This window comes from Devosia enhydra (assembly GCF_900119845.1).
GTDB lineage: Bacteria > Pseudomonadota > Alphaproteobacteria > Rhizobiales > Devosiaceae > FPKU01.
Window position 1 is genome coordinate 1,754,457 of record NZ_FPKU01000001.1, and the last position, 16,134, is coordinate 1,770,590.

Consider the following 16,134-nt stretch of genomic DNA (forward strand, 5'->3'; position numbering starts at 1 on the left):
TGATAAGTCGGTGACCGGACAATAACAAGAGCCGTCATGCCCACTCATCCTTCCGCTGCCCCGGTTGGCGGCCGCACGGGCGGCCTTCTCGACCGCCCCTATCTCATCCTCGTGCTGACCGTGGCATTCTGGGGAGGAAACGTGGTGGCCGGCAAGGCCGCCGTGGGCCATATCGACCCTTATGCACTGATGATCCTGCGCTGGACGGGTGCCTTCCTCTTCGTGCTGCCCTTTGCGCTGCGCTATCTGCGCCGCGACCTGCCGGTGCTCAAGGCCAACTGGTGGCTCCTTGCCATCTATGGCGGGCTGGGCTTTGCCACCTTCAACATGCTGGTCTACATCGCCGCCTATTTCACCTCGGGGGTCAACAACGCGCTCGATCAGGTGACGGTCAACATCTTCGTCATGGGGTTGAATTTCCTCATCTTCCGCACCCGGGTGAAGCTACTGCAACTGGTGGGCGTCGCCATCAGCATCATGGGCGTCGCGGTCACCGCCACCCATGGCGACCTCACTCGCATCCTGGCGCTCGACATCAATTTCGGCGACCTGCTCGTCATCATCGCCTGCTTTGCCTATGCGATCTATTCGCTGCTGCTGCGCTACAGGCCGCCCACCCACTGGCTGAGCTTTCTCACCACCACGGTGGCGGCGGCGGCCCTTGCTTCAGTGCTGTTCCAGGCCTTTGTCGGAGGCGGGCTGGCATCTTTCATCGCGGCCGTACCGGGCATCACCCCGCTCGGTTGGCTGATCGTCGCCTATACCGTGCTCTTCCCCTCGCTGATTTCCCAGTTCTTCTATGTGCGCGGGGTCGAACTCATCGGGGCCAATCGCGCCAGCCTCTTCATCAACCTCATCCCCTTTTTCGGGGCGCTGGGCTCGGTGCTGATTCTGGGCGAAAGGCTCGAAGGCTTCCACTTCGCCGCCGGAGGGCTCATCATCATCGGCATCGTTCTGGCCGAATGGTCGGCGCGCCGGAGCGCGTGAGGAGCCGACGCTCAAGCGACCTTTCGAGTTGGAGCGGGAATTGGCTGGCCGTTTTCCGTTGCTGCCTCGATCCACGCCGCGATTGCGTCCTGCACGTTGATCAACGCTTCTTCAGGCGTCTCACCGTCGCTCATGCAGCCGGGGAGATCGGGGACGGTCGCAAAAAACCCGCCCCCGTCGTCTTCCGAAAGAGGCTCGATGATGACCGGATATCTGAGTAGATTCATTGTGCTGACCTCACTGTATCCACTATATCGACGAGCTTACGAATATATACTGGCTTTATGGGCCGCTTGAAGGGGAGGGTGAGGACCAGTCCCAGCCCGACATGGCGCAGCTTGTAGTGCGAACTGCCAGAACGTGACGGCTGACAGACGATACCAAACTCCCGGCACAGGGCCTCAACATCGGCGATCGTCCAGTCCCCCTTGGGATTGGCCCGCATCTGTTCAAGTCGCCTGCTCACCCCGCTCCGCCCCCACGAAACAAAACGGCCCGCCATCCGATGATGGCGAGCCGGTATTTCACGTCATTTCCAGCCGGGGCACAATGCCCCCTGCCCTCAGAACCGCAGGGCCTTGGCCTGCTTCACGCCCGGCAGGGCGGCGATGGTCTTGAGGTGGTCGTCGGTCAAGTTGCCGTCGATCGAGAGCAGCGCGATCGCGTCCCCGCCCACATCGGCGCGGCCGAGATTGAAGTTGGCGATATTGATGCCGAGGTCGCCCAGCGTCGTGCCCAGCCGGCCAATATGGCCCGGCTTGTCCTCGTTGGTCACATAGATCATCGAGCCGGTGAGTTCGGCTTCCATGTTGATGCCCTTGACCTGGATGACGCGCGGTTTGCCATTGGCAAAGATCGTGCCTGCCACCGCCCGCTCCTGCCGCTCGGTGATCACCGTCAGGCGGATATAGCTCTCATAGGCGCCCTGCTGCTCGCGGGTCACCGTCTCCACCTGCATGCCGCGTTCCTTGGCGATCTGCGGGGCCGAGACCATGTTGACATCGGCCAGAAGCGGCTTCATCACGCCGGTCAAAGCCGCCGCCACCATCGGCTTGGTGTTGAGCGCTGCCACCGCGCCCTCGAACTCGATGCGGATGCCGGTGATCGAGGTTTCCGTCAGTTGGCCGGCAAACGAGCCCAGCGCCTCGGCCAGCTTCACCCACGGGGTCAGCCGCGGCGCTTCCTCGGCCGAAATCGATGGGAAGTTGAGCGCATTGGTGATCTCGCCGGTCATGAGGTAGGCCGAAATCTGCTCGGCCACCTGCAGGGCGACATTCTCCTGCGCTTCGGTGGTCGAGGCCCCCAGATGCGGGGTGCAGATGACATTTTCGAGCGTGAAGAGCGGGCTTTCGGTCGCCGGCTCCTCGAGGAATACGTCGAGCGCCGCGCCCGCTACATGGCCCGATTTCAGCGCATCATAGAGCGCCGCCTCGTCCACCAGCCCGCCACGGGCGCAGTTGATGATGCGCACGCCCTTCTTGGTCTTGGCGATCGCCTCGGCCGACAGCACGTTCTTGGTCTGCTCGGTCAAAGGCACATGCAGGGTGATGAAATCGGCGCGCGTCAAGAGCTCGTCGAGCTCCACCTTTTCCACGCCCAGCGTCACCGCGCGGTCGGCCGAGAGGAACGGGTCGAAAGCGATGACTTTCATCCTGAGGCCCAGCGCGCGATCGGCCACGATCGAGCCGATATTGCCGCATCCGATGATGCCGAGCACCTTATTGGTCACCTCGACGCCCATGAAGCGGTTCTTTTCCCACTTGCCGGCGCGGGTCGAGGCATCGGCCTCCGGCAACTGCCGGGCCAGCGCCATCATCAGCGAGATGGCATGCTCGGCCGTTGTGATCGAATTGCCGAAGGGCGTGTTCATCACGATGACGCCCTTCTTGGTCGCCGCCGGAATGTCGACATTGTCGACCCCGATGCCGGCGCGGCCGATGACCTTGAGATTGGTCGCCGCCGCGATCACCTTCTCGGTCACCTTGGTGGCCGACCGGATCGCGAGCCCGTCATACTGCCCGATCACCTCGAGCAGCTTCTCCTTGTCCTTGCCCAGGTCGGGCAGATAATCGACCTCGACGCCATTGTCCTTGAAGATCTGCACGGCAGTCTTCGAAAGCTTGTCGGAAACCAGAACCTTGGGCATGTCGCCCTCCTGAATTTGAAAAATCGGGGATTGTCGCCATCCTCATCCTGAGGAGCGCCGCAGGCGCGTCTCGAAGGACGAGGATAGACATGATGCTGAAACGCGAATTGCAGCGAGCCTCATCCTGAGCCTATCGAGGCCTCATCCTGAGCCTGTCGAAGCCTCATCCTGAGCCTGTCGAAGCCTCATCCTGAGCCTGTCGAAGCCTCATCCTGAGCCTGTCGAAGGACGAGGCCGGGCACACGGTATAGGCAGCCTCGCCCTTCGACGGGCTCTGGGTGAGGCTGCGCGAGACCCTGCCTAGGCCGCCGCCTTCACCAGCGCGGCCTTCTCGCTCGCAAAGGCGAAATCGAGCCAGGGCAGCAGCGCCTTGACGTCGGACGTTTCCACCGTCGAGCCGGTCCAGATGCGCAGGCCCACCGGGGCATCGCGATAATGCCCGATGTCATAGGCCACGCCCGCCTTGTCGAGCCGGCTGACGATGCCCTTGGCGAGGGCCGCCTGCTGGTCTTCCGACAGCGCCTTGACCTCGGGGTCGACGATCACGAGGCAGACCGAGGTGTTGGAGCGGGTTTCAGGCGCCGTGGCGAGGAAATCCACCCACGGGGTCTTTTCAACCCATTCCGCGATCACTTCAAAATTGGTGTCGGCGCGGCGCTGCAAGGCGGCCAGCCCGCCTTCCTGCATGCCCCAGTCCATCGCGTCCACCGCGTCCTCGATGCACAGCATCGAGACGGTGTTGATGGTGGCGCCTTCGAAGATCTCGCCGATCAGCTTGCCGCCCTTGGTGAGGCGGAAGATTTTCGGCAGCGGCCGGTCGGGCTTGTAGGTCTCGAGCCGCTCCACGGCGCGCGGGCTGAGGATCAGGATGCCATGCGCGGCCTCCCCGCCCAGCGCCTTCTGCCAGGAGAAGGTGACCACATCGAGCTTCGTGAAATCAAGGTTCTGCGCAAAGGCCGCCGAGGTGGCGTCGCAGATGGTCAGCCCCTCGCGATCGGCCGGGATCCACTCGGCATCGGGGACGCGCACGCCAGAGGTGGTGCCGTTCCAGGTGAAGACCACGTCGCGCGAAAAATCGACCTGGCCGAGATCGGGCAACTGCCCGTAGGGCGCCTTGATCACGCGCACATCGGCCAGCTTGAGCTGCTTTTGCACGTCGGTGACCCAGCCCTCGCCGAAGCTTTCCCAGGCCATCATGTCGACGCCACGGGCGCCGAGCGCGCTCCACATGAACATCTCGACCGCGCCCGTGTCCGAAGCGGGCACGATGCCGATGAGGTAATCCTCGGGCACTTCGAGCAGCTGGCGGGTCAGGTCGATGGCGCGCTGGATGCGGGCCTTGGCGGGCTTGGAGCGGTGCGAACGCCCCACAAGCGCGTCCTTGAGCGCATCAACCGTCCATCCAGGACGCTTGGCGCAGGGGCCCGACGAAAAATTGGGGTTAGCCGGCTTCACCGCCGGTGAGGTCAGGGGCATCTCAGCCATAATCAACGGCCCTCCCAGGCCTATGCGCCTCGCGTTAGGGCGAGGTGTCCTGAGGCTGGGTCTATCTCAACGGCGCATGTCCGGCAAGGGGATTCGGAACACGCCAAAACCGCCCATCAGCTGTTTTTCGTAAGTGACGGACCGGTTCGGCTGGTCCACACTCGGCGGAGGAATAGATGCAAAAAACACGCACACTGAACGGAAGCGTGTCGGATGCTGGGGGCAAGATACTGCATGAACGTACGGGATGAGGCGAAGACACGCCTTGAGGAAAAAACACGCCACAGATCTTTTCGTCCAGGAATATCGACCAGCGCACGGCATGCCGCAGTTGTCCTTTTTTTAATCGGCGTCGTATGCTTTTTTGGTGCCGTCCTCGCAGTATCAAATCTGCGCCTTGTCTCCCTATTCGGCTTTTCCAGCGCAGCGCTCCTCTTCATTTCTGCCGTAGTGGCACGGCGCCATCCTTTTTTTCTGCTGTTCTGCTTGACGTTTTGCCTTTTTCATTTCGGGCTCCTCCCCCTTTACGGCCTTCACCTGTCCAGTCCCAACGCGGGCTTTCTCTTTTGGTACCAGACCGACGCAGGGCGATATGCGATTCTCGCTTCAGGAATGTTCCTGATCGGACTTCATCTTTCGGTGATATTTGAGGCATCGCCCGTATTAACTGCGCCCGATGCAGCCCGCACTGATGACGCAGATGTCCTAGTCTATCGGATAGCGCTGGCGGCTCTTTGTCTGGGCTGCGCCATCTGGGCGGTCTATATGCTGGCTAACGGCGTCAGCAACTATCGGGAGTATGTCGCTCACTTTTCAGGCAGTGTCTGGGGAAACCGGGTAATCCGAGCGGCTTACAGCTTGATCGCGGCGGCGGCCTTTCTCTGCGCTCTTTACGGGCGTCGGCCGCTCGCAGCGGGCCTTGTGTTCGCGCTCTGGGGCGCTGCTGTATTTATTCTCGGCCCCAGAAACGAAGTGGTTCTCCCGGGACTGATCGTGGTCGCAATCCTAGTCGCGCGCGGTCTGCTTCGTCTGCCATGGTGGGGCTGGAGCGCAGCTGTCGTGGTCGTGCTGACGGCCTCCTCAGCCGCCGCGCTTGTCCGTTGGGACGCGACAGAGCTCAGTCGGCTTGCCGCAGCGTCGCCTTTGGCGGGTCTTGGGGAACTAGGGTGGTCGCTACGCCCGGTTGTCGTGGTTCTCGAGTGGATCGAGGCTGGCGATCCCCTCCGTTGGGGTCAGACCTATGTGGCGCCGTTCGATCGCTATATCGGATCAGTCCTGCCCGGCTGGAATCGCGTTCCGGCCGCTGAAGATATGCGTCTTATGAACGTGCTGGTCGCCGATCGCGTCGGCACCATCGGATTTTCCATCGTAGCCGAGGCCATCATCAATTTCGGCATTTGGGCACTGATGCCGCTCGGGTTTCTCGTAGGATCCGTTGTCACCCTCGCCGGCAGACTTGTTGTGTCGCGCCGCGCTATCATTCTTGCACTGCCTGTACTGGTTCTACTCTTCGTTCACATCCGCCAGAGTTGGGCCACGTCGGTTGCCATGAGCATGTTCGTATTCTTTGCATTGCTCGCTCTGATGATTCCCATCGCGGTGGCGCGATATGTCTGGCCGTGGCTCATGACGATTTGGGGTAAAAATGCCAGGGCCTGATAGGAAGGTAATGTATCTCCTTGGTCGGCTGAATATGGGCGGCGTGGAAATCTCGGCTCTGCGCCTGCTTACGCATTTAACGGCACAATATCGTGTCAATCCGGTCATCTACGCCATCTCGGGGCAGACCGGATATCTGGATGATCGCTTCAGGAGCGTTGGAGCCACCATACTTTACGGCAAGCCGGGAGCGCTTGGTCTTCTCGCGTTTTTCAAACATGTTCGAGCGCAAAGACCGGATATCGTGCACAGCAACGTGTCGTTGCCGAGCGGCTTCTACCTGCTGATCGCCTGGCTGGCAGGCGTAAAGATACGTATAGCCCAGTTCCACAGTACTGCCCTGCCGCAACGCAGTGTCCTGCATCGCGCGCAAAGCAGCGTTGGACGCTTGCTGGTCAATCGGTTCGCAACGCATATCGTCGGCGTATCGGATGGAACGAGAAGTTTGGTCCGCGCTGCTCCGGAAAAATGGCAGGTCATCTATAACGGCGTACCCGCTGCCAACGATGTCGCGCTTGCTGGCTCGAATCCATTCCTGATCACGCTCTTGGGTCGCCTCGCGCCCGAAAAGAATCTTGAGAAAGCGGTCGAGATTTTCGGTCACCTCAAGAGCATGGGCGACCAGAAGTGGAAGATGCAGTTCGTCGGCCCCGGCACGTCTGATGAGACCACCGCTCTGAAGGCAAAGGTTCTCGCCGCAGGACTTGAACGCGACGTTCATGTCACCGGGCCGACAGACAATCCGCTCGTAGTGCTCAAAGGCTCCGGGCTACTGCTCCTGACGTCCAATCGGGAGGGACTGCCCACTGTTGTTCTCGAAGCGCTTTCCGTCGGCACGCCCGTCGTGGCCAGCGCACTTCCCGGTGTCCTTGAGATCGCTGGTCAGGTCAACGGCGTCATCGCTGTGCCCGTTGCTGCGCCCGCAGACGAGTGGACCCGTGCAATCACGCAGAGCGCCGCCGCCTCGCGGCAGACTATTGCCAGTGGGTTTGCCCATGGGCCATTCGGACTTGATCGTCAGGTAGAGCGCATTGCACGCCTCTGGACCCTCGAGGCCAAAGATGCCAAGCCGTAGCGGCATGCATTTTCCGCGGCGGCAGCAACTTGAATATGGACCGGCTTAGACCATTCAGCCGCTTCGCGATCCCTTCTGAGGGAGTTCCGCGTCCCTTCGCCATCGTCGTCACTCTCGCCGCTGCCTGCCTCGGCATCTGGCTCGCCTTCGCATACACCACGGGCGATGCCATCCATTACGGCGCGCTCTATACCCAGCTTGAGGGGGCCTCGCTCGAAACCATCAGGGTCTGGCAGGCGTGCCTCACGAGCAGCACCGAGCCGCTGTTCGGGCCGGTCTACTGGCTTGCGGCCAAGAGCGGCCTGCCGCGGCCTTGGTTCATCGCGCTGGCCAACATCCTGCTCGTGGGGCTCCTCGCCCTGTGGCTCTGGCGCCATCGTGCGCCGTGGACGACCTGGCTGCTCGTTTTGTCCTGCTATCATCTGCTCGTGCTGCTGGGCAGTGCCGACAGGCTTAAGCTCGCCTATATCGCCCTCCTCGCCGGGGCGCTCGTTCCCGCCCTCTGGCAAAAGGGGGCGCTGCTCATCGCCGCAGCAGGGCTGCATTTCCAGTCCGTCATGCTCATCGGCGCGTGGATCGCGGGGCTCGTGCCGCGCGCAGTGCGCGAACCAGCGGTGCGGGCCCGCCTGCCGCTGCTTATGGCGCTCGCGGCGATTGCCGGTCTGGCCGTCGCCGCCTTCCTCGCGCTGAACTGGAGCTGGGCGCTGGTCAAGATCGAGGCCTATGGCCGGCGGTCCGAGGGGCTGGTTGAAACCATCGATCTTCTCGCGCTCATCGCGGTCGGCGTGCTTGCCGGGCGCGACCGCTGGCGCGCGCTGCTCACGCAACTGCCGCTCCTCGTCCTTTCCATCCCGCTCGGCAACAGCCGGCTGACGATCATCGGCCTCTCGCTGCTCATCGTGCAGCTCGTCGAGGAGCGGCGCTCCGGTCACCCGGCCTTTATCGCGCTGATGGCCTATATGTCGTGGAAATCCATCGGCTTCGTTGCGGCCGTCGCTGCCATGGGCAATGGCTTTGGCACCAGGCTGACCGAACCGGTGATGGTGACGCTGGAGACCTGCCTGCAGTTCTTCAACTGATATTGGGCCCAAGCCCGGCATGCGATTGGACGAACGCAAAGGGGCCGGACACCAGCCCGACCCCTTCCGCGATCACAACAATGCTTCAGCCGATCAGTGCGCCGAAACGATGCGCTTGCCGCTGGCTTCGTCGAAGAGGTGCACGAGCCTCGTATCGGGCGAGATGCGGATGGTTTCGCCCGGCCGCGCCATCACGCGCTCGCGGAACACGGTGGTCAGTTCGGTCGTCCCCACGCGCGAAAGCACCATGGATTCTGAGCCCGTGGGCTCCACCACCACCACCTTGGCCTCGATGCCATCGGGCGCGCCGAACACGAAATGCTCGGGGCGCGTGCCATAGATCACGCGCTTGCCCTCATATCCGGCCGGTACGGAGGCGAGCGGAAACACCCCGCCGCCATCGGCCTGGAATTTGCCACCCTCGATCTTGCCCTTGATCAGGTTCATCGATGGCGAACCGATGAAGCCGGCCACGAACAGGTTTTCGGGGCGGTCATAGAGGTCGAGCGGGGCACCCACCTGCTCCACCACGCCGTCGCGCATCACCACGATCTTGTCGGCCATGGTCATGGCCTCGATCTGGTCGTGCGTCACATAGATGGTGGTGGTCTTGAGCCGCTGATGCAGCTCCTTGATTTCGGTGCGCATCGCCACGCGCAGCTTGGCGTCGAGGTTCGAGAGCGGCTCGTCGAACAGGAACACCTGCGGATCGCGCACGATGGCGCGGCCCATGGCAACGCGCTGGCGCTGGCCACCCGAAAGCTGGCGCGGATAGCGCTCCAGCAGCGGCTGCAGCCCCAGGATCTCGGCGGCGCGCGCCACGCGCGTCTTGATCTCATCCTTGGAAACGCGCGCCAGCTTGAGCGAAAAGCCCATATTGTCCGCCACCGTCATGTGCGGATAAAGCGCGTAGTTCTGGAACACCATGGCGATGTCGCGCTCCTTGGGCGGCAGGTCGTTGACCACCCGGGAGCCGATCTCGATATCGCCGGCGCTGATCTGCTCGAGCCCGGCGATCATGCGCAAAAGCGTGGATTTGCCGCAGCCCGAGGGCCCGACCAGAATGACGAACTCGCCATCCTTGATGTCGATCGATACGCCGTGGATGACATCCACCGCGCCGAAGGATTTCTTGACGTTACGGATTGTAACCTGCGCCATGGCAGTTGACCCGCGGAATTGCTCCACGGTCCTCCTCATGCGGTCCGCCCCCTCCAGGGGTGGGCTCGCGGTTCAAGGGATCGGCCGCGCCCTCCCGGCTCAGCCGATTGCGGGCGGCTCGCCGCCGAACCCGACATGCAATTGGTAGCGGCGCATTGCGCCCGGGGCAAGCACCATCGGCGCCCCATCCTCGCCCTGGCCGGTCGAGACCGGCTCGATCGAAAACACCCCCACGCGCGGCCGCAGATCCTCCCAGAGCTGGAGAAAGGGCAGCGTGTCTGTATCAAAGCCAAAGCGGATGGAAAGATCGCCATCAGCACCCGGCGTCGTCACCACCGCCTCGGCCATCCCCGTACCCGCCCGGTGGCAGGTGGCCGCCCCCGCCGCCTCGGCGCCCAGCCGCGCCGGCCCGGCAACGCGCCGGTCGCCGAGGCTCACCACCGTGCCATCCTGCACGGCCGGATAGCCCAGATTGAAGTGATAGAGCACCGCATGGGCCTGTGGCTCCGGCCCGCAATTGTCCACCCGGTCGGTAATCGAAAGCCCCGTGCCTCCGATCGGCGCCTCGATCCGGCGCCTCAGGCGCAGCACCTCCCCGCCATGGCGGGCCTGGGTTATCTCGCCCTCGCAATAGAGCACCGGGTGCTCGCGATCCCAGTCCTCGCCCGCCGCGACCAGCCGAGCGGGGGTGAAGGGCAGCCGCCCATGCAGCGGCTGTCCGTCCCTGGGCTGGCGGATATGGTCGAGCCCGCAGGTGACGAGAAAGCCCGAAAAGCCGCGCCCGAACCCGCGCCCGCCATCGCCTTCGCGATCGATCAGCCCCGGATGCGCAAAGCCCGCCGCCGATTGCCAGGCCATCGGCACGCCCCTGTAGTGGACCGTGCCGATATCGAGCCCGCGCCCGACCAGCACGGTGAAATCGAGCCCGCCGCCGGTGGAAAACAGCAGCGCCTCCACCCCGGCCTCGGGCCCGTCGAGCAGCATCACGCGCCTGACGCTCGCAAGCTGGCGCAGATCGCCTACCAGCGGCGCGATGTCGGCCCGCTTCACGCGATCGCCGCGAGCGGCACCGCCACCCGCCCTTCGCGGTCGAGCCCGATGCGGGTGAAGGCTTCGGGCGGCGCCTCGTTCTCGGTCATCAGCCCGGCCATCAGACGGCAGAACCGCTGTTCCTCCTCGGCGTCCTCGAGCGGGGTCGCCTGTTTCGGGTCGGCCTCGAGGTCATAGAGCCGCGTCGTGTCCTCGAGCAGCGCGCCGGGGCCGTAGACCTTGTAGAAGGGCGAGCGGTGGATCACCGGCACTTTCAAAAGCTTGGCCCCGTCGGTGAACCCGAAGGGTTCGGCAAGGCTCGCGCCGGCCAGTTCCTCGGTCGAAAACGGCGCGAAGATGTGGGTCGGCATCAGCGTGTACTGATAGATTTCCTGGCTCGCGATATCGGCCGGGAAGCGGTGATAGCTCTTTTTCCCATCCGTCACGTTCACTGCCGCGCCGAAATAGCCGTAAAGCGCCGCGTCGCGCCTTTTTTCGCCGCTGAGCTGGCTTTGCAGCGACAGCCCCTGCATGTGCGGGCCAGGCTCCAGCCCATTGAGTTCGAGAATGGTCGGGGCAAAATCGATCGACTGGGTCAGGGCGTCAGACCGTGTGCCATCGCGCTCGATCTCGCCCGGCAGATGTACAAAGAGCGGAATGCGGGCGAGCTCTGAATAGAGGTTCATCCGGTTCTTGGCCCAGAAATCGTGCTCGCCCAAGAGGAACCCGTGATCGGTCGAAACGATCAGCGCGGTGTCCTTCCAGAGGTCGTCCCTGTCGAACGCGTCGAGCACCCGGCCCAGCATCTCATCGCACATGGCGACGGTGGCGAGATAATTGGCGCGCAGCTCGGCGGCTTCCTCATCGCTCTCGTCCACACGCTCATAGCGCGGCCAGTCGCGCACCGGGCCGTTCCAGCCGGTCTTGAACGGCTCGCGAAAGCGCGGCGGTGCAGTGAAGGGCTCGTGCGGCGAGAAGGTCTCGAGCTGCAAGACCCAGCCATCGGCGTCCTTGTTGGTCTCGATGAAATCGAGCCCATGGTCGAAGGTCTGGATGGTCGGGTAGTCCTTCTCCTCGCGCATCGTCTCGCGATTGAGGATGTTGTTTGCCGGATAGCTGCGGCGCGCGGTCGAGAACTGCCGCTCGTGATAGCGCGTCCGGAGGTGGTCCCAGTCCGGCTTCACCACCGCCTTCCAGCGGTCTCCCTCCTGCCCGCGCACCAGTTCGCAGCTGTCATAGCGGGTATGATAGGTCGCCCCGCCATCTTCCCAATAGTGGAAATGGTCGGTCACGAGGTGGCTGTAGAGCCCCTTCTTGTAGAGCATCGTCGGCCAGTCCTGGTCGAAGGGCTCCACCGGCCCCCAGCTGCGATGCAGAAAGCTCAGCCGCCCGGTCAGCATGTCGCGCCGCGCCGGCATGCAGGGCAGGCTCCCCACATAGTGGTTGTCGAAGGTAACGGAGCGCTGCGCCAGCCGGTCGAAATTGGGCGTCGGCAGCGCCGTGCCGCCATAGGGCCCGAGCATGTGGCGGTTGAGCGAATCGAACAGCAGGAAAACGGTCTTCATGGGAGGGGCTCTATTTCACGGCGCCATTGGTGAGACCCTTGACGATGAAGCGCTGGGCAACCAGCAGCAGCACGAGGGCCGGCAGGATGGAGAGGGCGGCGCTGGCCGCCATCTGCGTGTACTGGATTTCATAATCCTGCGCGAATTTGGCGATCGCCACCGGCACGGTGGCCGTCTGCTTCATGGTCAGTGTCAGGGCGACCGCGAACTCGTTCCAGGAAAACAGGAACGTCAGCACCGATGTAGCCGCAAGGCCGGGCGCGATGATGGGCAGCACCACCTGCCCGAGAATGGTGGGGGTGCCGGCGCCATCGATGCGCGCCGCTTCCACCAGTTCCACCGGCACGTCGCGCACGAACACCGCCATCAGCCACAGCGCCATGGGCAGGTTCAGCACCGCATGGGCGAGGATCAGTCCGAGGAAGGAGTTGTCCAACCCGATGGTCCGCATCATGCCGAACCACGCGCCGGCCAGTGCGATAGAGGGGATCATGTGGAACACCAGCGCCCAGGCGAGAAACACATGCACCACCCATTTGGGCCAGTCCATGCGGTTGAGCGACCAGGCCGCGAGCGTCGCCGTGCCCACGCAGAGGATCGTCGAGGCGATGCCCACGATCAGCGAATTGCGATAATTGAGCAGGAAATCGGAGGTCTTGGAAAACAGCACCTCGGTGAAATTGGTCATCACCGGGGTAAAGAGGAATTCCCCGATCAGCAGCGAGATCTGCGTGCGGAACCCGGCCGCCGCCACCCAGATCACCGGCACGAGCGTGATCGCGGCGACGATGAACAGGATGATATGGCGCACAAGCGCCGTGCCCGTTCCGGGCTTCAAGGCAAGGGCGCGGCTCATGAGCGGGCCTCCGTTGCGCGCCTGAGGCCGGCGGCCATCACCAGCAGCAGGCAGATGAGGAAGATCACCATCACCGCGATCGCCGAGCCATAGCCCATGCGGTCCTCGGTGAAATAACGCTGATAGAGCGTGAAGCTCAGCACTTCGGTGGCCGTGCCCGGTCCGCCTCCGGTGAGCAGGTACACCTCGTCGAACACCTTGAAGGCGAGGATCAGGCGGAAGGCGAAGGTCACCATGATGGTGGGCAGCATCATCGGCAGGGTGATGTAGCGCAACTCCTGCCAGGCGGTCGCGCCATCGGTCTTGGCCGCCTCGAACACGTCCTGCGGCAGGGATTCGAGTCCGGCGAGGAACAGCAGGAAGCAGAACGGCATCCAGTGCCAGATGTCCACGATCACCACCGACAAGAGCGCGGTGGAGGCATTGCCCAGCCAGTCATGCGGGCCAAGGCCGAAGAGCCCGATGAACTGGTTCAGTAGCCCGAAATCATAGTTCATCATCAGCTTCCAGATCGCGCCGATGACGATGCCGGGGATCAGGATGGGGAGGATGAAGATGGCACGGTAGAGCACCTTTCCACGCTCGATGCGCGAGACGAGATAGGCGAGCATGAAGCCCAGCACCATCTGCCCGGTCACCGCCAGAAAGGCGAAGATCAGCGTATTGGTCAGCCCGGCATGCAGCAGGGCGTCAGAAAGCAGGCCCTGGTAGTGGGTGGGGCCCACAAACGTCCAGATCCCCTGCCCCTGCTCCCAGGTGATGTTGAAAAAGCTGGTCGCGAACAGGTTCACGAGCGGCAGGACGCTGAGGAACAGCATCAGCAGCAGCGCCGGCGCAAAGGTCAGCCAGCGCCAGAGCCCATCCGGATCCCTGCCCCGCCTGGGCACGCGCGCCGCTGCCGGCGCCGAAGCCATCGATGTCACGGCCATCCCGGCCTCCCTTGTTTCATTCCGAGTGGCCCAAGACACGCCTTCGAGAGGCCATCACCCTGAGCCTGTCGAAGGGCGAGGACCGCTTGCTCGGTGCATCGCGCCCTCGTGGTTCGAGACGCGGCTACCGCCGCTCCTCACCATGAGGGCTGAAACTTCGCGTACCGCCCTCTCGGCCCCATCGTCCCCTCTCCCCACCGGGGAGAGGGCCAGGGTGAGGGGGCCTTGCCCCACGCGTGATCGCAAGGCCCCCTTACCCGGCCCACGGCCGACCTCTCCCCCAAAGGGAAAGGTGAAGAGGGCATCACTCCCCCAAGAGGCCCTCACCCTGAGGAGCCCCACCGGGGCGTCTCGAAGGGTTCTGAGCCGCCCATGCAAAGGCCAGTGGACCTTTGCCGCGAAAGAACGTCCGAAGTGCTACGCGCCCAAGGGCACTCCTCACCATGAGAGCTCAAACGCCGCCCTCGCGGCCCCATCGTCCCCTCTCCCCACCGGGGAGAGGGTCAGGGTGAGGGGCCTCGCCGCTTGCTCCGCGCTCCCCTCAGCTCAGCGCCGGCAGCGTGCCTGTCTTGTAGTTGTAGCGGCTCATGATGGTGTGGATCTCGTCCGCCATCGTGTTGAGCGCGTCGGTCGAGGTGATCTCCCCACCGATCGCCCGGTTGAGCCCCAGCTCCAGCACCGCGATGACTTCGCTCGCCTCGGGGAACTGGTAGATGTTCACCGACGTCTTGAGCGCCTCGTCGAGCGGCTTCATCCAGCGGAAGTTGCGCTCTTCGGCCATCGGCTCGCGATAGACCGCCGCATTGATCGGGATGCCGCCGGCCTGGGCGGCCGCGATCTGGGCTTCCTTGGTCTGGAACCAGCGGAAGAACTCCACGGCGGCGCGCTTGCGATCGTCGGGGATGTTCTTGGAAATGCCGCCCAGCCAATGGCCAAGGCCCGGCGCGGAGGGAATGCCCGGCAGGCTCGGGGGCGCGGCGAATTCCACCTTGTCCACCACGATGGACTTGGTCGGGTCATCCATCTGCGACCAGGCGGCGATCACCATCATGATGTGGCCGGCCTTGCCGGTCACCATGTTCTGGATCACTTCGGCCTGGTCGAGCGCGGCCGTCTGCGGATGGCCGGCTTCCTGGGCGAGGCGGATGTAATAGTCGAGCGCTTCCTTGCCCTCGGCGCTGTTGAGCGTCACCGAATAATCCGACGCCAGCTGGTCGGCAAAGATGCCGCCGCCATGGCCGTAGAGATAGGGATAGAAGTCGAACGCCACGGCATGGGCGGCACGGGCGCCGCGCTGCACGATGCCATACATGCCCGGCGGGTTGTGCAGGGCGCGGGCATTGGCCTCGAGCTCGGCAAAGGTCTTGGGAACCGTGAGGCCCTTTTCGGCATAGAGATCGCCGCGATAATAGAGCAGCGGAATGAGCGGCGAGATCGGCATGGACATGAGCTTGCCGGTGGCCGGCATGGTCCGCGTCGCCTCGTCCCAATAGACGGTGTCGCCCAGGGTATAGACTTCCGGATCCAGCTGGAAGCCGGGGTCGATATCGGTGATCGCCTCGACGAAGCCGCCGGCATACATTTCGGCGAACCAGCCCGAATTCATGATCAGGATGTCGTACTGGCCGGCCGCAGAACGCACCGAATTGCGCTGCTTTTCCAGCGAGCCGGCAAACGGGTTGACGTCGAGCTCAACCTGGTTGCCCGTCTCGGCCTCATAGAGCTCCACGGTCTTCCGGAAGCTGTCGAACCAGGGCGACTGGTTGATCACGATGGTGATCGGCGCCACGCTCGACTGGGCAAAGCCCGCGCGCGGCAGGCCCGCAAGCGCGGCGCCCGCACCGATACCCACAAGCGCCTGACGGCGATTGAGTTTGAAAAGGCTCATTGGTTCAGTCCTCCCTCTTGCACCCTTTGGGTGCGTTGAGATCGACAATGACATGGCCTTCGCCATGCCCACAAATAATAAGCATTCCACCTGCCATAGCCCATTGGCATGGCAGCAGAAGCGTGCGCGCAGTGTGGCCACCCCGCGCGTCCCTGTCCAAGCATGGTCCCATCGCCAGGCCGTCCTGAAGCGAAAAAGCGATGCGCAAATCGCCCCTGCGGCGCAGCGATTGGTCTAGCGGTTCGATGGACTGGCTCCCGCGTCCCCCCACACCT

Annotated in this window: 13 protein-coding genes; 4 read left to right on the forward strand and 9 right to left on the reverse strand. The window is 63.5% G+C overall.

The window, feature by feature from the left end:
- Nucleotides 1–36 precede the first annotated feature (36 nt).
- Complete coding sequence (locus tag BT183_RS08390; RefSeq protein WP_072340891.1) at nt 37–987, forward strand: DMT family transporter; 951 nt, start codon at nt 37–39, stop codon at nt 985–987.
- An 11-nt stretch (nt 988–998) separates the two neighbouring features.
- Here the strand turns inward: BT183_RS08390 and BT183_RS08395 are convergent, their stop codons facing one another.
- From BT183_RS08395 to BT183_RS08410, 3 genes are all read right to left on the reverse strand, one after another.
- Entirely contained in the window at nt 999–1,214 is a 216-nt protein-coding gene (locus BT183_RS08395) for a type II toxin-antitoxin system HicB family antitoxin (protein WP_072340894.1), read from the reverse strand.
- 335 nt (nt 1,215–1,549) lie between these two features.
- A complete protein-coding gene (gene serA / locus BT183_RS08405; RefSeq protein ID WP_072340897.1) occupies nt 1,550–3,133 on the reverse strand; it encodes a phosphoglycerate dehydrogenase in 1,584 nt (527 codons plus the stop codon).
- Between the two features lie 300 nt (nt 3,134–3,433).
- Complete coding sequence (locus tag BT183_RS08410) at nt 3,434–4,609, reverse strand: phosphoserine transaminase (RefSeq protein ID WP_072340901.1); 1,176 nt, start codon at nt 4,607–4,609, stop codon at nt 3,434–3,436.
- A 243-nt stretch (nt 4,610–4,852) separates the two neighbouring features.
- On the opposite strand from BT183_RS08410, the gene wzy reads away from it, so the two are divergent.
- Genes wzy through BT183_RS08425 form a run of 3 tightly spaced genes read left to right on the forward strand, consistent with a single transcriptional unit; the run spans nt 4,853 to nt 8,431 of the window.
- Nucleotides 4,853–6,277, forward strand: a complete 1,425-nt coding sequence (gene wzy / locus BT183_RS08415; protein WP_177282441.1) for an O-antigen polysaccharide polymerase Wzy — start codon at nt 4,853–4,855, stop codon at nt 6,275–6,277.
- Nucleotides 6,278–6,287: 10 nt separating this feature from the next.
- Nucleotides 6,288–7,352, forward strand: coding sequence for a glycosyltransferase (locus tag BT183_RS08420; protein WP_072340907.1), 1,065 nt, complete (start codon nt 6,288–6,290; stop codon nt 7,350–7,352).
- Between the two features lie 35 nt (nt 7,353–7,387).
- Nucleotides 7,388–8,431 carry a hypothetical protein gene (locus BT183_RS08425; protein ID WP_072340910.1) on the forward strand — a complete coding sequence of 348 codons (1,044 nt, stop codon included), beginning with the start codon at nt 7,388–7,390 and terminating at the stop codon, nt 8,429–8,431.
- A gap of 93 nt (nt 8,432–8,524) precedes the next feature.
- Here BT183_RS08425 and BT183_RS08430 read toward each other — a convergent pair whose 3' ends face one another.
- From BT183_RS08430 to BT183_RS08455, 6 genes are all read right to left on the reverse strand, one after another.
- Nucleotides 8,525–9,592, reverse strand: coding sequence for an ABC transporter ATP-binding protein (locus tag BT183_RS08430; RefSeq protein WP_072340913.1), 1,068 nt, complete (start codon nt 9,590–9,592; stop codon nt 8,525–8,527).
- 99 nt (nt 9,593–9,691) lie between these two features.
- Nucleotides 9,692–10,642: a DUF4432 family protein gene (locus BT183_RS08435; protein ID WP_072340915.1), complete on the reverse strand. Its 951-nt coding sequence runs from the start codon at nt 10,640–10,642 to the stop codon at nt 9,692–9,694.
- Complete coding sequence (locus BT183_RS08440) at nt 10,639–12,186, reverse strand: sulfatase (RefSeq protein ID WP_072340918.1); 1,548 nt, start codon at nt 12,184–12,186, stop codon at nt 10,639–10,641. Before BT183_RS08440 ends, BT183_RS08435 begins: the two co-directional genes overlap by 4 nt.
- A gap of 10 nt (nt 12,187–12,196) precedes the next feature.
- Complete coding sequence (locus BT183_RS08445; RefSeq protein WP_072340921.1) at nt 12,197–13,042, reverse strand: carbohydrate ABC transporter permease; 846 nt, start codon at nt 13,040–13,042, stop codon at nt 12,197–12,199.
- Nucleotides 13,039–13,971, reverse strand: a complete 933-nt coding sequence (locus BT183_RS08450; protein WP_210185447.1) for a carbohydrate ABC transporter permease — start codon at nt 13,969–13,971, stop codon at nt 13,039–13,041. Before BT183_RS08450 ends, BT183_RS08445 begins: the two co-directional genes overlap by 4 nt.
- A gap of 541 nt (nt 13,972–14,512) precedes the next feature.
- Nucleotides 14,513–15,859: an extracellular solute-binding protein gene (locus BT183_RS08455; RefSeq protein WP_177282450.1), complete on the reverse strand. Its 1,347-nt coding sequence runs from the start codon at nt 15,857–15,859 to the stop codon at nt 14,513–14,515.
- Nucleotides 15,860–16,134 lie beyond the last annotated feature (275 nt).

Excerpts from the sequence above, each read along its gene's own strand:
- BT183_RS08425 (WP_072340910.1), top strand. The coding sequence starts at position 7,388 with ATGGACCGGCTTAGACCATTCAGCCGCTTCGCGATCCCTTCTGAGGGA.
- BT183_RS08420 (WP_072340907.1), top strand. The coding sequence starts at position 6,288 with ATGTATCTCCTTGGTCGGCTGAATATGGGCGGCGTGGAAATCTCGGCT.
- BT183_RS08455 (WP_177282450.1), bottom strand. The coding sequence starts at position 15,859 with ATGAGCCTTTTCAAACTCAATCGCCGTCAGGCGCTTGTGGGTATCGGT.
- wzy (WP_177282441.1), top strand. The coding sequence starts at position 4,853 with ATGAACGTACGGGATGAGGCGAAGACACGCCTTGAGGAAAAAACACGC.
- BT183_RS08410 (WP_072340901.1), bottom strand. The coding sequence starts at position 4,609 with ATGCCCCTGACCTCACCGGCGGTGAAGCCGGCTAACCCCAATTTTTCG.
- serA (WP_072340897.1), bottom strand. The coding sequence starts at position 3,133 with ATGCCCAAGGTTCTGGTTTCCGACAAGCTTTCGAAGACTGCCGTGCAG.
- BT183_RS08440 (WP_072340918.1), bottom strand. The coding sequence starts at position 12,186 with ATGAAGACCGTTTTCCTGCTGTTCGATTCGCTCAACCGCCACATGCTC.
- BT183_RS08445 (WP_072340921.1), bottom strand. The coding sequence starts at position 13,042 with ATGAGCCGCGCCCTTGCCTTGAAGCCCGGAACGGGCACGGCGCTTGTG.
- BT183_RS08390 (WP_072340891.1), top strand. The coding sequence starts at position 37 with ATGCCCACTCATCCTTCCGCTGCCCCGGTTGGCGGCCGCACGGGCGGC.
- BT183_RS08430 (WP_072340913.1), bottom strand. The coding sequence starts at position 9,592 with ATGGCGCAGGTTACAATCCGTAACGTCAAGAAATCCTTCGGCGCGGTG.
- BT183_RS08450 (WP_210185447.1), bottom strand. The coding sequence starts at position 13,971 with ATGGCCGTGACATCGATGGCTTCGGCGCCGGCAGCGGCGCGCGTGCCC.
- BT183_RS08395 (WP_072340894.1), bottom strand. The coding sequence starts at position 1,214 with ATGAATCTACTCAGATATCCGGTCATCATCGAGCCTCTTTCGGAAGAC.